This is a genomic window from Bacillus sp. BML-BC051 (assembly GCF_019656175.1).
GTDB classification, from domain to species: Bacteria; Bacillota; Bacilli; order Bacillales; family Bacillaceae_G; genus Bacillus_A; species Bacillus_A mobilis.
Window position 1 is genome coordinate 151,275 of sequence record NZ_BPLI01000017.1, and the last position, 13,813, is coordinate 165,087.

The following is a 13,813-nucleotide window of genomic DNA, read 5'->3' on the forward strand; positions in this document are numbered from 1 at the left end:
TTTATTTACTTATTAAAGTGTTGTAAAATTGCTTCTACAATACGCTCTGATGCACGGCCATCACCGTAAGGATTAGATGCTTTTGACATCTTATCATGAGCTTCTTTATCTGATAACAATTCATCAGCAAGACCAAAGATTGTCTCTTCGTCTGTTCCTGCTAATTTCAATGTACCTGCTTCAATACCTTCTGGGCGCTCCGTTGTATCACGAAGAACAAGAACCGGTACACCTAATGACGGCGCTTCTTCTTGTACACCACCAGAATCAGTTAACATTAAGTATGAACGAGCTGCAACATTGTGGAAATCAATTACATCTAGCGGCTCAATTAAATGAATGCGGCTATGATCGCCTAGAATGTCATTCGCTGTTTCACGAACAACTGGGTTCATATGAACCGGATACACAACTTGTACGTCTTCATGCTTATCAACAAGACGTTTAATTGCACGGAACATATTACGCATTGGCTCTCCTAAGTTTTCACGACGGTGAGCTGTCATAAGTACAAGACGATCGCTTCCAAGTTTCTCTAATACAGGATGACTATATGTTTCTTTTACAGTCGTTTTTAATGCGTCAATTGCTGTATTTCCAGTGATGAAAATGCGTGACTCATCTTTATTTTCTTTCTGTAAGTTCGTTGCTGATTTTGCTGTAGGTGAGAAATGAAGGTCTGCCATTACACCTGTTAGTTGGCGATTCATCTCTTCTGGGTATGGAGAATATTTATCCCATGTACGAAGTCCTGCTTCAACATGACCTACTGGAATTTGATTATAGAAAGCAGCTAAACTTGCGATAAATGTTGTCGTTGTATCACCATGTACAAGTACAATATCCGGCTTTGCTTCTTTCATTACTTTATCCAAACCTTCTAAACCACGCGTTGTAATATCAATTAAAGTTTGGCGGTCTTTCATAATATTCAAATCGAAATCTGGCGTAATTCCAAAGATACTTAATACTTGGTCTAACATTTGACGATGTTGTGCTGTTACAGTCACAATCGATTCAATTTTTTCTGGATGCTTTTGCAACTCTAACACAAGAGGTGCCATTTTAATTGCTTCTGGACGTGTCCCGAAAATTGTCATTACTTTTAAACGTTCAGTCATTTCATTGCCTCTTTTCTTTCACTAGTTACAAATTCTATTATGACATATAAGAATATACATGAATACATGCCTTTTTAACGAATAACGGAAAAGTCCCTCTTACAAATACTTTCTCTTCCAACCGAATAATAATCTATCTCTTGCTTCTTGACATCCTCAATAGTATAACAATTTCTTCCATCTAATAAAATAGGCTCTCTCATAAGTTGTGCGTACTTTTCTAACGGATAAGCTCGGATAGCCTCCCATTCTGTCATGATAAAAGCCGCACTCGCTCCTCTAATCGATTCATCTATACATTCGCTATATTGTATAGTCTCTCCAAAGATGTTTTTCATATTTGGTATCGCCTTCGGGTCATATAGAACTACGTCCGCACCTATATGAATTAATTCTTGTATCATAATAAGAGACGGTGCGTCCCTTATATCATCCGTATTCGGTTTAAATGCCGCTCCCAGCACCGCAATCCGTTTCTTGTTCATATTTAATACTTTCTTCGCTTTCTCAATCAATAACAACTGTTGTTTATTATTGACTTCAATGACTGCTTTTAACAAGCGAAAATCATGTGCCACATTCCCTGCAATTTGCACAAGGGCTTTCGTATCTTTCGGAAAACACGATCCCCCATAACCAATGCCCGCATTTAAAAAAGACGCCCCAATTCTCTTATCCATTCCCATCCCTTGTGCAACGTCTAATACATTGGCTCCTACCTTCTCACATATATTTGAAATTTCATTGATAAAACTAATTTTTGTCGCTAAAAAAGCATTCGATGCATATTTAATCATCTCTGCACTTTTTATATCTGTAACATACGTTTTTAAGCGTAATTCACTATACAAATTCTCCACTTTCCGTGCTGCTTCCTCATTATCTGCTCCAATTACAATACGATCTCCCTGAAAGAAATCGTAAATCCCTGAACCTTCCCGTAAAAATTCTGGATTCGATACGATATGTAATTCATATCTGTTCTGTAATTTCTCTTCAATCCATCCTCTCATAACATCATTTGTACCTACAGGAACCGTACTTTTCGTAACGACAATAATGTCGTTCGTCGCATATGTTCCGATATCATTACAAGCACTTCGAATATATGTTAAATCCGCTGTCCCATCTAATAAAGATGGCGTTCCAACTGCAATAAATATAAATTCTGCATCGCAAAATGCTTTTACCCTACTTGTTGTAAAAGTTAAACAATCATTCTCACACGCATCATTTATTAATTCATATAAACCTGCTTCATAAATAGGCAGATCCCCTTGTTTTATCCGTTCAATTTTCTCATCATTTATATCAAAACATGTGACTGAATGGCCTAACATTGCTAACCCTACTCCTGTAATCAATCCAACGTATCCGGTACCTATTATCGTAATTTCCATTTCCTTTTCGCACAGGAATATGCAATAGAAAATATACGAATACATAGAATTTCCCCTGTGCTTCCCCCTCTCACATTAAAAATGAGAAAACTCTTTTACTTCTTTATTATATGAATTACTTTTTCCATTCTTTTTTAAGTTTTTGTAAAATTGCATGCAAGAATATAAAATGAAAATTTATTTAGTTGGGGGCATCCATCCTCCACTAATGATTAATTAAACCAATCAAGATTTTACAGGAATTAAGGTTCTCAACTAAATTTTGATGTGGAAGCCCTACTGCCCGTTCATGCAGATAAATTCCCATATTTTAACACGGGATTTACTCATTTCTACGTGTAACACTTATAATACTGAAATAAAAATATTCATTATCGAAGAAACAGAGACAATGTCATATTCTAAAGTACAATACGATTAACCTTCTCAAACGATTCAACATTCTGTATACAATTGTCATATATTCTATCCGCTTCCATTTGCCGTACAAAGAAAAAAAGATTGAATTCTAATCTTTTTGTGATACCATATGTTATGAGCCTGTAAATAAACATCATAATTTTCAGATAAATACATTTTAAAAAAATTACGTTAGACTATAAAAGGGTGGGGTATTAATGGACTCACAAGTGATTTATGCCATTTTGGCATCTTTCATCACTGTACTCGTCGTTACTCCTTTAGTTATTAAGTTAGCTTTTAAAATAGGAGCAACAGATAAGCCAAACGCGCGTAAAGTACACCAAAAGATCATGCCTCGTCTTGGCGGATTAGCGATATTTATTGGTGTAGCTGTAGGATTTGTTGTTGGCGGCTTATATGAACAAAGAATGTTATCGATAACGCTAGGTGCGATTATCATTGTAATCATCGGTATTTTAGATGATATGTACGAGTTATCTGCGAAGGTAAAATTCGGTGGACAACTATTAGTTGCCATGATGATTGTAAAAAGTGGATTATTAGTGCAAGTATTATATATTCCAATCCTCGGGGATACTGAACTTGGATGGCTTGCTTATCCAATTACAGTATTTTGGATTGTAGGTATTACAAATGCAATCAACTTAATTGATGGCTTAGATGGGTTATCTGCTGGTATTTCATCTATCGTACTTGCAACGCTAGCATATATGGCCTTCACTAGCCCATGGGGCACTGGAGCCGCTATTATTTTACCACTAGCATTAATTACATTAGCAAGTACAATTGGATTTTTATTCTACAACTTCCATCCAGCAAAAATTTTCATGGGAGATACAGGCGCACTATTTTTAGGATACTGTATTTCTGTTATATCGTTACTTGGATTATACAAAAGTGTAACGTTATTCAGCTTTATCGTTCCAGTTATCATTTTAGGCGTACCTGTATTTGATACGACATTTGCAATTATCCGCCGTATCGTAAATAAAAAACCTATTTCAGCACCAGATAAATCGCATTTACATCACCGTTTACTTGCAATGGGCTTCTCTCATCGTAAAACGGTACTAATTATATACGCATTCGGTATTTTCTTTAGTGTAAATGCAATCATTTTCTCTAGTGCGACATTATGGTTATCCATTATTCTTCTTTTCGTTTTAATCTTCTTTACAGAGATTATTGCTGAAGTAATTGGGCTTGTACATGAACGTTACAAACCACTTATTTCCTTTTATAAAAAAGTGAAAAAACGCGAAGACTAATTGTAGTATAGCCTTTACTATTATGAAATATTCAAATAGTATCCTCTTTCTTATAAGAGGATGCTATTTTTTATTTTTTACTCCTCATTTCATATTTCCAAAATATAGTTTGTTTGAGAGTCCCACTATTGGAGAAAGATATACATAATAAGAAAAGGATTATATTTTCTTTTTTACATCTTGATTGTCAAACTGAGGGTGAATGTTATGATCAAGCGAATATTTCAATACATTATTTTATTTTTAACAATTACTATGTACGCGTCATCTCATGCAGGAGCGACTACAATGATTCCTGCTGAACATCATCCAAATACTGAAACTACCTCTCCTATCAAAAAAATCGCGTACTTAACATTTGATGACGGACCAAACAAATATACTACGCAAATTTTAAACATCTTAAAAGAAAAGAACGGAAAAGCAACTTTCTTTGTTATTGGTGGAAAAGTGCCACATTATAAAAAAACAATGCAACGATTAATTAAAGACGGGCATTATATCGGACTTCACAGTATGTCACACGATGTAAAACGCCTTTATACTGGTGATCCATCTGCTTTAATTACAGAAATGGAACAAACACAAACCATTGTTCAACAAGTTACAAAATTAAATACACATCTCGTTCGTGTCCCGTATGGTAGCATGCCTTACTTAAAAAAGAATTACCGTGATGCACTTGTATCCGCCCAGTATAAAATGTGGGATTGGACAATCGATACATACGATTGGAAAAGCTATGACAATCCTTCTGCCATACTAGAAAGAGTACGTAATCAGAGCGATGAACAAGTCGAAGTAATTTTAATGCATGATTCGAGTGTAACCGTACAAATACTGCCCAAAGTAATTGATTACTTACAGTCACAAGGATACAAACTTCTTCCCTATAATCCATCTTCTCACCTCGAAGTGAACTTTTGGAAAGACACAAGATTGTAACAGCTTTAGTGCCTATATGCTAAAGCTGTTTTATTTTTTTCTTCCCACCCTTCCCATTTTTGTGTAAAATTTTAAATAGTGATGAAGTTTCGAGGTGAATAGAAATGAAACGAATAGATCTCATTTTTAACGCAATGCAAGAAGGAAATTATACAGAAGGTGTAACCGCATCAGAACTCGCTACCCTATTGCAGCTAGATCGCGCCAATGTAAGTAGCGACTTAAACAAACTTGTAAAAGATAAACGTTTATTAAAAACAAATACGCGTCCTGTTCGTTTTTATATAGAAACGAACGCTTCGTTGGAAACGCATTCAAAGGAAATGACTTCATTAGATACATTTGCAATTGAAAATACAAGCCTTAAAATCGCAATCGAAAAAGCGAAAGCTTCTATTCTCTATCCTCCAAACGGTATGCATACTTTACTGCTAGGAGAAACAGGAGTCGGAAAATCTATGTTCGCTTCTTTAATGCACGAATATGCAATTGAAGTTGAACAGCTTCCTAAAAATGCACCATTTATCGTCTTTAACTGTGCTGATTACGCAAATAATCCACAGCTACTACTGGGGCAGTTATTTGGGATTAAAAAAGGAGCTTATACAGGGGCAAGTGATCAAAAAGGGTTAATTGAAAAAGCACATGAAGGGATCCTCTTCTTAGATGAAGTACACCGTCTTCCTCCAGAGGGACAAGAAATGCTTTTCACCTTTATTGACCGCGGGGTATACCGCCGCCTTGGAGAAACAGAAAACGAGCGTAAAGCACAAGTATTAATCATTACTGCAACAACAGAAGAACCGAATTCATTTTTATTAAAAACATTTACAAGACGTATACCGATGACCGTTACGCTGCCACCACTTCGTGAGCGTACACATAAAGAACGCTTTGCTTTACTACAACTATTTTTCACAAATGAAGCGATACGCCTACGAAAAGAAATTCACGTTAGCCCGAATACAATGCGTGCCTTCGTCTTTTATAATTGTCCCAATAACATCGGGCAATTAAAAACGGATGTACAAATTGCCTGTGCGAAAGCCTATTCTGACTTTGTGACAAAGAAACGTGATTCTGTTTATGTTTCAAGTACAGATTTACCTTGGTATATGAAAGAAGGGCTATTCATTGAAAGAAAGAGCCGTCATCTATACCAAATACCAAATGAAACATTTGTATTTACAGGTAATGAAGGTTGGAGTAATCATAAAATAGAGAATGAAAAACAGTCTTCTATATACGATTATATTGATTATAAATACGAAGAACTTCAAGCTCGCGGTATTGAAGAGGAAGAATTAGAATTACTAATAGAAAATGATATTCAAAGCTTTTTCGTACAATATTTTAACCAAATATCAAAAAAGACAAGTCATGAAAATGTTTTTAAAATTGTGGATCGTAATATCGTTTCCGTTTGTGAAAAAATTGCGGTACTTGCTGAGAAGCATTTATCTAAGACGTTTGATGAAAAAGTATTTCTCGCTTTAAGTTTACATGTACAGACAACTCTACAACGTTTGCAAGCTGGGAAACAAATTCATCACCCACAATTAAATCAAATTCGTACGAAATACAAAGAAGCTTTTTCCGTAGCTATGCAATGCATTCAACTACTGGAGGACGAATTACAAATAACAATGCCTATTGATGAAGCAGGCTTTTTAACAATGTTCTTCGTTGTTGATCCAATTCCTGCCTCACAAACAGAAGTAAAAGTATTAATATTAGCGCACGGTAACGGCATCGCAACAGAAATGGCAAACGTCGCAAACGAACTTCTCGGCATTGAGGAAGTAACCGGTATTGATATGCCGTTACATGAATCGCCGAAAGATTTCTTAGAGCGTGTGAAAGTGTATATGAAAACACTCCAAAATGTAAATGGACTTCTCTTACTCGTTGATATGGGCTCGCTTGCTTATATTGGGGATATATTAGAAACTGAGTTCAAAATTCCGGTACGTGTTCTTTCCATGACGAGCACTCTACATGCACTAGAAGCAGCTCGAAAAGCACAGCTTGGCTACTCGTTAGATGCATTATATGAAACAGTGAAGAACTTAACACCGTTTTACTTAAACGTACAAGAAGAAAAGAAAAAGCCACTATCACCAATGAAATCTGTTATTTTGACAGCTTGTTTAACTGGGGAAGGCAGCGCTTTAGCTATTCAAAAAATGTTAGAGAACTATTTGCGATTTGACAAAGACTTAATTGAAATTATTCCGATTAGTATCGTCCATGAAAAAGATTTAACGAAAATGATTGAGAACATAAAAAAAGAGCGGAATATCATTTGTATCGTCACAAATTTCGATGTGCAAGTGCCATGCTTAACATATCATTTCCAAGACATTGTAAACTACACAGCAATTCAGCCAATTCAAGAATTAATTACGTATGAAGAAACATATGCAAAAATGGCTGATATTCTGGAACAACAAATGCAGCGGAACGACGGAGCATTACTTATTAAAACAATTCGTTACGCATTAAATACAATTCAAGAATTGATTTCCTTACAGCTAACTCCTGACAGCTTAATGGGTGTGATCCTGCATATGAGCTGTATGGTTGACCGTCTTCAAAAAGGAGAAAGCCTCCTCCCTCATCCAGATAAAGAGAAACGCAGACAAGATGAGTACTGGATGTATATGAAAGTGAAAAAAGCATTGCAACCGATTGAAAATACATTTGAAATACAAATACCTGATGACGAAGTGTTTTATGTTATGGACTTCTTCATTAAAAATCAGCCTGTAAAAAATTAATCGAGGCAGTTGTTTAACTATATCGACCGTAACGCGGATTATATCAGCGATTTTCCAGATAAATCGATTTACAGGCAAAAATCGCTAAAATTTGCACCTTATAGCAGAAAAGGCTGTTCCAAAATATGGACAGCCTTTTTTCTACTTCTTTACTTTCCTGATTCTCCCCCTGATTTCGCCCTTCTTATTGGACTTCGTATAAACATTTACATATACATTCGCCTCAATGATTTCTTGCAGTAAGCTATCAAACGCTCTTCCCTGTAAAGGCCCTTCAAAATCATCCACATTGACTACACCAGTCACGACTCCTTCATTTACACTAATACCTGGCTTTAGCGGACCAAACAAATTTAAAACAACTGGACCAATTTGATCCGTTTTCCCTAAATGAATTTGGCATGATGTAACTTTTTCGATGTTTTTCAATATGACCCGATATTGCAATTTCTTTAAATCACCACTAAATATGAACTCTGTTACACCATAAGCTTCTGTATTTACAGGAGGTATTTCCCTCTTGCCTGTTAACCTCGCAAAGAAATGTGTTGTCATACGGGCATTCTCCTTATATAAATTTCCCAGCACTACTTCTACTACTTTATGGTTTATACATAATCATTTATGACTTTTTCAAGTTTTAATTACGAAGAAAAGATTCACATAATCTTTACATTAGAATCGTTCCTTTTTCTTTACTACCTCTTGTATAATGCACTTAGGAAAGCATTCTAGGAGGTCATTTTGGCAAATAACAAATACACTTTTCAAACATTATTAGAGATTTTTCTCGTCTCATTTAAATTAGGACTTACTTCATTTGGTGGTCCTGTCGCCCATCTCGGCTATTTCCACCACGAATATGTACAAAAAAGAAAATGGATGGATGAACGAAGCTATGGAGATTTAGTAGCACTATGTCAATTCCTTCCTGGCCCTGCTAGCAGTCAAGTCGGTATGGGGGTTGGATTATTAAGAGGCGGGGTATTAGGAGCTATTATTTCATGGATTGGATTCACTTTACCGTCTGTGCTTGTTTTGGTTTTCTTCGCCTCATTCCTTAATCAATTCAATCTTGGAAGTGCTGGCTGGATTCACGGACTAAAACTTGTAGCAGTCGCTATTGTTGCTCATGCCATATGGGGAATGGCACAAAAATTAACGCCAGACCGAAATCGTGCGACAATCGCTATTATAACTGCCGCAATCGCCTTATTATGGCCAAGCAGCTGGACACAAGTCATCCTCATTATAATATCTGGCTTTATCGGCTGGTTTTTATATCGCAACCAACCAATTAGCCAATCTCAACATATAAAAGTACCTATTTCAAAAAAGATAGCAGTTTCTTGTCTCGTCTTATTCTTCGGGCTGTTACTACTGCTACCAATATTAAGACCGTTCTCTTATTATATCGCTTTATTTGATAGTTTCTATCGCTCTGGTGCACTTGTATTCGGAGGCGGACACGTCGTGCTGCCCCTCCTTGAAGGTGAGTTCGTACAAAATGGAATGATGACGAAAGAACAGTTTCTAGCTGGATACGGATTAACACAAGCCGTACCAGGTCCACTATTTACATTCGCCTCTTATATAGGAGCAGTGTTAAACGGGACGCTTGGAGCCATACTCGCAACAATTGCGATCTTTCTTCCTGCTTTCTTACTCGTTATTGGTGTTTTACCATTTTGGGACAGTGTAAGAAAAATATCTTTCATACAAGGGGCACTACTTGGAGTCAATGCAGCTGTTGTCGGTATTTTATTAGCAGCTTTTTATGATCCTATTTGGACAAGCACAATTATGAACGCTATAGATTTTGTTTTTGCGTCTCTTCTATTTTGCTTGCTCGCTTTTTGGAAAACACCACCTTGGGTTATCGTTATACTCGGAGCCTTCGGCGGATATATTCTATCCATCTTGTAAGCACAAAAAAACGACGGCATTATATAGCCGTCGTTTTTCTATTAAAACTTCACAAGTTCTATTCCTTCAGGTAACTCGCTCTCTGTTAAAATGCGCAATTCTTTCACACGATCCATCACGTAAGAAGAACGCTTCACAAGCTCTGGATCAATATAAGCTGGATGAACCATAATTTCTACCGTTTGTTCACCTTGTACTCTTTCTTTTAACTTCACAAAGTAATCTTCCGTCACACCATCCGCGTAAAAATCACTGTAAAACACATCTGAAAATGGGCGCACCGCTCGCTCTTCCTCACAACGACGAATCGGAACATTATATGTAGCCGCTAACCTCTCAAGAACATCGTGCAAGATGGGCAACCCATGCACGTGATGATGACTATCTAAATGCGTTGGTTTTAATCCATAAGATAAGAATTTCTCAATTTGAGCAGTCCATTCTCTCTCCACTTCTTCTGGATTTACCTTCCCTTCCCATACGACGCTTTGTTTATGAAACAATCCATCGCTACTTACAAGTGATGGTACATCTCCAAGAAGTGGTTCTCCTGCTGTTAATACGAGATGTACCCCTACTCCGAGTAGGTTATACTCTTTTGCTAAGCGCACCGCATGCTCTGTTCCTGGCATATTCATCATCATTGTCGTTGAATTTACCAGTCCATTTATATGTCCATCAATAATGCCGTAATTTGTACCTTCTGTAAGACCGAAATCATCTGCATTTACAATTAACTTAATCATCATAATACCTCCTTAATAGAATAAAAAAAGCGGGCTAAATAGCGCCGCTTTATTTCTCTACCTTTTTGAAGAACTGTGGAAGATATTCTTTATGTGCTTCCAACATTTCATCTAAAATTTGTTTTGCAACTTTATCTGATGGTACAAGTGGATTAATTGTCATAGCAAGCAGCGCTTTATGATAATCCCCTGTAACAGCAGCTTCAATTGTTGTGCGCTCAAATGATTTAATTTGCTGTACTAAACCGCGAACTGGTACGGGAAGATCTCCAACTGCAATTGGTTTTGGACCTTCTTTCGTAATAATGCAGTTCACTTCAACAGCCGAATCATGTGGTAAGCTTGCAATTGTTCCGTTGTTTCGTGTATTAACAGGCTGAATATCACCTTTATTATTGTAAATAGACGTAATTAAACTACATGCAGCATCACTATAATAAGCGCCGCCACGTTTTTCTAATTGTGGTGGTTTAATATCTAAGTTCGGGTCTTTATATAGCTCGAATAAATCATCTTCTAACTGTTTCACTACTTCTGCACGTGTACCTTTTTCAACTGAAGCTTCTTTCTCTTCTTCTAACATTTCACGTGTTTTGTAGTAGTAACGATGGTATGGACATGGAATTGCACGAAGGCCGCGAATAAAGTCTGGCTCCCAGTTAAGCGCTGCAATATTTTCCATCGTAATTTGCTTTTCTGGATCTGTTACAAGCTCTAACACACGATCCATTACACTTACGCCATCTAAGTATACGTCTAGTCCGTATACCATATGATTTAAACCTGCAAAATCAACGTGGACACGACTTGCATCTACTTCAAGTAATCTTGCAAGACCCATGCGAATTCCGATTGGAACGTTACATAGACCAACTACTCTTTGAATATTTGTATAACGAAGGACAGCTTCTGTTACCATACCAGCTGGGTTTGCGAAGTTAATTAACCATGCATTCGGACAAAGCTCCTCCATATCCTTACAAATATCTAAAATAACAGGAATCGTTCTCAGCGCCTTGAATAAACCACCAGGACCATTTGTTTCCTGACCGATTACATCATATTTTAACGGGATTGCTTCATCTTTTGCACGAGCTTCTAATAAACCTACGCGAAGCTGCGTCGTTACGAAATCAGCACCTTTTAATGCTTCACGGCGATCGAGTGTTAAATGTACCTCGATTGGTAAACCGGATTTTTTCACCATACGTTTCGCTAAGTTACCAACGATTTCTAACTTTTCTTTTCCTGCCTCAATATCTACTAACCAAATTTCACGAACAGGAAGCTCATCATAACGCTTAATAAATCCTTCAATTAACTCTGGTGTATAACTAGATCCACCGCCGATTGTAGCAATTTTAATTCCAGTCATGCTTTATTCCCCTTTCGCTTCTAACTTTTTATAAAGGTCAATAAATTCTGCTGCTAATTCTTTCACTGTAATCGCATTCATTAAATGATCCTGTGCATGAATTAAAAGAACACTAATCTCTGTTTTTTCTCCTCTTGCTTCTGATTGTATGAGCTCTGTTTGGAAATGATGCGCTTCATTAATCGCTTCTTTCGCCTTTACCATCGCTTCATCAGCCTCTGCCATTTTCCCCTGTTTGGCAAATTGAAGTGCCTCCATTGCAAAGCTTCGTGCATTACCACTATTTAAAATTAATTGGAATGGAATTTGTTCTGCTGTAGTCATCATAATTACCGCCCTCTCTATTATGGTTCAACCGATTGAAATACCCCTTCAGTTTGAACATTTCTATTAAAATATTAATTTATGAATGATAGTTTGGTGTTCTTGTAGATGGGTCTCATCTTTTTGAACATGATATAAAGGTAATTGTTCTCACAGACAATGCTGTCTGTGAGAACAATCTTTATGTTACATAGGTACAGAGTTGTTATTTCCTTGCGCTGCTGCTTTTTCAGTACGAACAACAGAACGGTCAGATAATACAACGAATGGATAGTAGATTACCATCGCAATTACAAAGTTGAATAACTGTAGAATTGCACCTGAAAGATGTCCACCTGTTACAAGATAACCACTAATAATTGGTGGTGTTGCCCATGGAATCATCACAACTGTTTTTGGTACCCAACCAATAGATATAGCTGTATAAGAAGTAATTACTAATACAATTGGTGTTAGGATAAACGGTAAGAATAAAATTGGATTTAAAATAATTGGTGTACCAAAGATTACAGGTTCGTTAATGTTGAATGCACCTGGTCCAATTGATAAGCGAGATACACCGCGTAATTGTGCACTTTTTGCTACAATTAATACGACCACTAAGAACGCTAATGTTGCACCAGAACCACCAAGATATACGAAAGTATCAAAGAATGGTTTTGTAACAATGTTTGGAACATCAAATGCAGATGTACCACCTTTGAATAAATTCATGTTTTTCTCTAATGCCGGTAAGTATAATGGCTCAATAATACCACCAACGATATTTGGACCATGTAAACCGAAGAACCAAAGAAGATGAACAAGGAGTACAATGACAATTGCACTTGGTAATGTCCCTGCTAAACTTTGCAGTGGTGATTGAATCGTATTAAAGATAAATTCATGAACACTTGTACCAGCTAATTTCACTGCTAATTGAATACCTGCAACTACTGTTAAGATAACAAATGCTGGAACTATAGCTGCGAAAGATCTTAAAACTGCTGGTGGTACTCCATCAGGCATTTTAAAAGTAATGTTTCTTTGTACAAAGAAACGGAATACTTCAGTAACAAGGAGTGCCACAATAATTGCTACGAATAACCCTTGTGCCCCTGTCCAAGCTAAGTTCAATCCGCCTTCTTTCGGTGTTGTTGGCGTAAGAATAATTAACGCACCAAATGAAATAATACCTGCTGACAAACCATCAACGCCGTAAGATTTTGCTAAGTTATAACTTGTTGTAAATGCTATGATTAGTGCTAAAATTGCGAAAGAACCAGTCCACATTCCACCGCCAACTTGTTTCCACGTTTCACCAAACAAACCTTTCATGAACTCTTGGAAAGCTTCAGACGGAAAACCATTAATTAGTGATGCCAGTGCACCAACTAAAATAAGTGGCATAACTGCAATAAATCCATCACGAATCGCAGCTAAGTGACGTTGCGATCCGATTTTACCAGCGACAGGAACAATATATTTCTCCATAAATGCAATAAATTTTTGCATTTCGCTTCCCC

At 36.8% G+C, this 13,813-nt stretch carries 11 protein-coding genes; 4 read left to right on the top strand and 7 right to left on the bottom strand.

All coding sequences use genetic code 11. The features are described from left to right. Positions 1-5: 5 nt before the first annotated feature. Positions 6-1,121: a non-hydrolyzing UDP-N-acetylglucosamine 2-epimerase gene (gene wecB, locus K5S59_RS08785; protein WP_097844748.1), complete on the bottom strand. Its 1,116-nt coding sequence runs from the start codon at positions 1,119-1,121 to the stop codon at positions 6-8. 74 nt (positions 1,122-1,195) lie between these two features. Next, positions 1,196-2,566 carry a UDP-glucose dehydrogenase family protein gene (locus K5S59_RS08790; protein WP_098258002.1) on the bottom strand — a complete coding sequence of 457 codons (1,371 nt, stop codon included), beginning with the start codon at positions 2,564-2,566 and terminating at the stop codon, positions 1,196-1,198. 572 nt (positions 2,567-3,138) lie between these two features. On the opposite strand from K5S59_RS08790, the gene K5S59_RS08795 reads away from it, so the two are divergent. The 3 genes from K5S59_RS08795 to K5S59_RS08805 all read left to right on the top strand — a co-directional run bounded on the left by K5S59_RS08795 (position 3,139) and on the right by K5S59_RS08805 (position 7,937). Further along, positions 3,139-4,212 carry a glycosyltransferase family 4 protein gene (locus K5S59_RS08795; RefSeq protein ID WP_000378314.1) on the top strand — a complete coding sequence of 358 codons (1,074 nt, stop codon included), beginning with the start codon at positions 3,139-3,141 and terminating at the stop codon, positions 4,210-4,212. Positions 4,213-4,419: 207 nt separating this feature from the next. Beyond that, positions 4,420-5,157 carry a polysaccharide deacetylase family protein gene (locus K5S59_RS08800; RefSeq protein ID WP_000595800.1) on the top strand — a complete coding sequence of 246 codons (738 nt, stop codon included), beginning with the start codon at positions 4,420-4,422 and terminating at the stop codon, positions 5,155-5,157. A 104-nt stretch (positions 5,158-5,261) separates the two neighbouring features. After that, positions 5,262-7,937, top strand: a complete 2,676-nt coding sequence (locus tag K5S59_RS08805) for a sigma-54-dependent transcriptional regulator (protein ID WP_212981665.1) — start codon at positions 5,262-5,264, stop codon at positions 7,935-7,937. A gap of 141 nt (positions 7,938-8,078) precedes the next feature. On the opposite strand, the gene exsM is transcribed toward K5S59_RS08805, so the two are convergent. Then, a complete protein-coding gene (gene exsM, locus K5S59_RS08810; protein ID WP_120450991.1) occupies positions 8,079-8,492 on the bottom strand; it encodes an exosporium regulatory protein ExsM in 414 nt (137 codons plus the stop codon). Positions 8,493-8,681: 189 nt separating this feature from the next. Between exsM and K5S59_RS08815 the strand changes: the two genes are divergently transcribed. Further along, the gene (locus K5S59_RS08815) at positions 8,682-9,863 is read left to right on the top strand and encodes a chromate transporter (protein ID WP_000002747.1); all 1,182 of its coding nucleotides are present in this window, start codon (positions 8,682-8,684) and stop codon (positions 9,861-9,863) included. 41 nt (positions 9,864-9,904) lie between these two features. Here the strand turns inward: K5S59_RS08815 and chbG are convergent, their stop codons facing one another. From chbG to celB, 4 genes are all read right to left on the bottom strand, one after another. Further along, positions 9,905-10,609 carry a chitin disaccharide deacetylase gene (gene chbG / locus K5S59_RS08820; RefSeq protein ID WP_120450992.1) on the bottom strand — a complete coding sequence of 235 codons (705 nt, stop codon included), beginning with the start codon at positions 10,607-10,609 and terminating at the stop codon, positions 9,905-9,907. Between the two features lie 49 nt (positions 10,610-10,658). Next, complete coding sequence (gene celF / locus K5S59_RS08825; RefSeq protein ID WP_000145768.1) at positions 10,659-11,984, bottom strand: 6-phospho-beta-glucosidase; 1,326 nt, start codon at positions 11,982-11,984, stop codon at positions 10,659-10,661. A 3-nt stretch (positions 11,985-11,987) separates the two neighbouring features. Beyond that, a complete protein-coding gene (locus K5S59_RS08830) occupies positions 11,988-12,311 on the bottom strand; it encodes a PTS lactose/cellobiose transporter subunit IIA (protein ID WP_000989050.1) in 324 nt (107 codons plus the stop codon). Between the two features lie 183 nt (positions 12,312-12,494). After that, on the bottom strand, positions 12,495-13,802 hold the full coding sequence (celB, locus tag K5S59_RS08835) for a PTS cellobiose transporter subunit IIC (RefSeq protein WP_001168833.1): 1,308 nt from the start codon (positions 13,800-13,802) through the stop codon (positions 12,495-12,497). Between the last annotated feature and the right edge of the window lie 11 nt (positions 13,803-13,813).

Bases quoted from the DNA above. Each gene is read 5' to 3' on its own strand.
- wecB (WP_097844748.1), bottom strand. From the start codon at position 1,121: ATGACTGAACGTTTAAAAGTAATGACAATTTTCGGGACACGTCCAGAA.
- K5S59_RS08790 (WP_098258002.1), bottom strand. From the start codon at position 2,566: ATGTATTCGTATATTTTCTATTGCATATTCCTGTGCGAAAAGGAAATG.
- K5S59_RS08795 (WP_000378314.1), top strand. From the start codon at position 3,139: ATGGACTCACAAGTGATTTATGCCATTTTGGCATCTTTCATCACTGTA.
- K5S59_RS08800 (WP_000595800.1), top strand. From the start codon at position 4,420: ATGATCAAGCGAATATTTCAATACATTATTTTATTTTTAACAATTACT.
- K5S59_RS08805 (WP_212981665.1), top strand. From the start codon at position 5,262: ATGAAACGAATAGATCTCATTTTTAACGCAATGCAAGAAGGAAATTAT.
- exsM (WP_120450991.1), bottom strand. From the start codon at position 8,492: ATGACAACACATTTCTTTGCGAGGTTAACAGGCAAGAGGGAAATACCT.
- chbG (WP_120450992.1), bottom strand. From the start codon at position 10,609: ATGATTAAGTTAATTGTAAATGCAGATGATTTCGGTCTTACAGAAGGT.
- celF (WP_000145768.1), bottom strand. From the start codon at position 11,984: ATGACTGGAATTAAAATTGCTACAATCGGCGGTGGATCTAGTTATACA.
- K5S59_RS08830 (WP_000989050.1), bottom strand. From the start codon at position 12,311: ATGATGACTACAGCAGAACAAATTCCATTCCAATTAATTTTAAATAGT.
- celB (WP_001168833.1), bottom strand. From the start codon at position 13,802: ATGCAAAAATTTATTGCATTTATGGAGAAATATATTGTTCCTGTCGCT.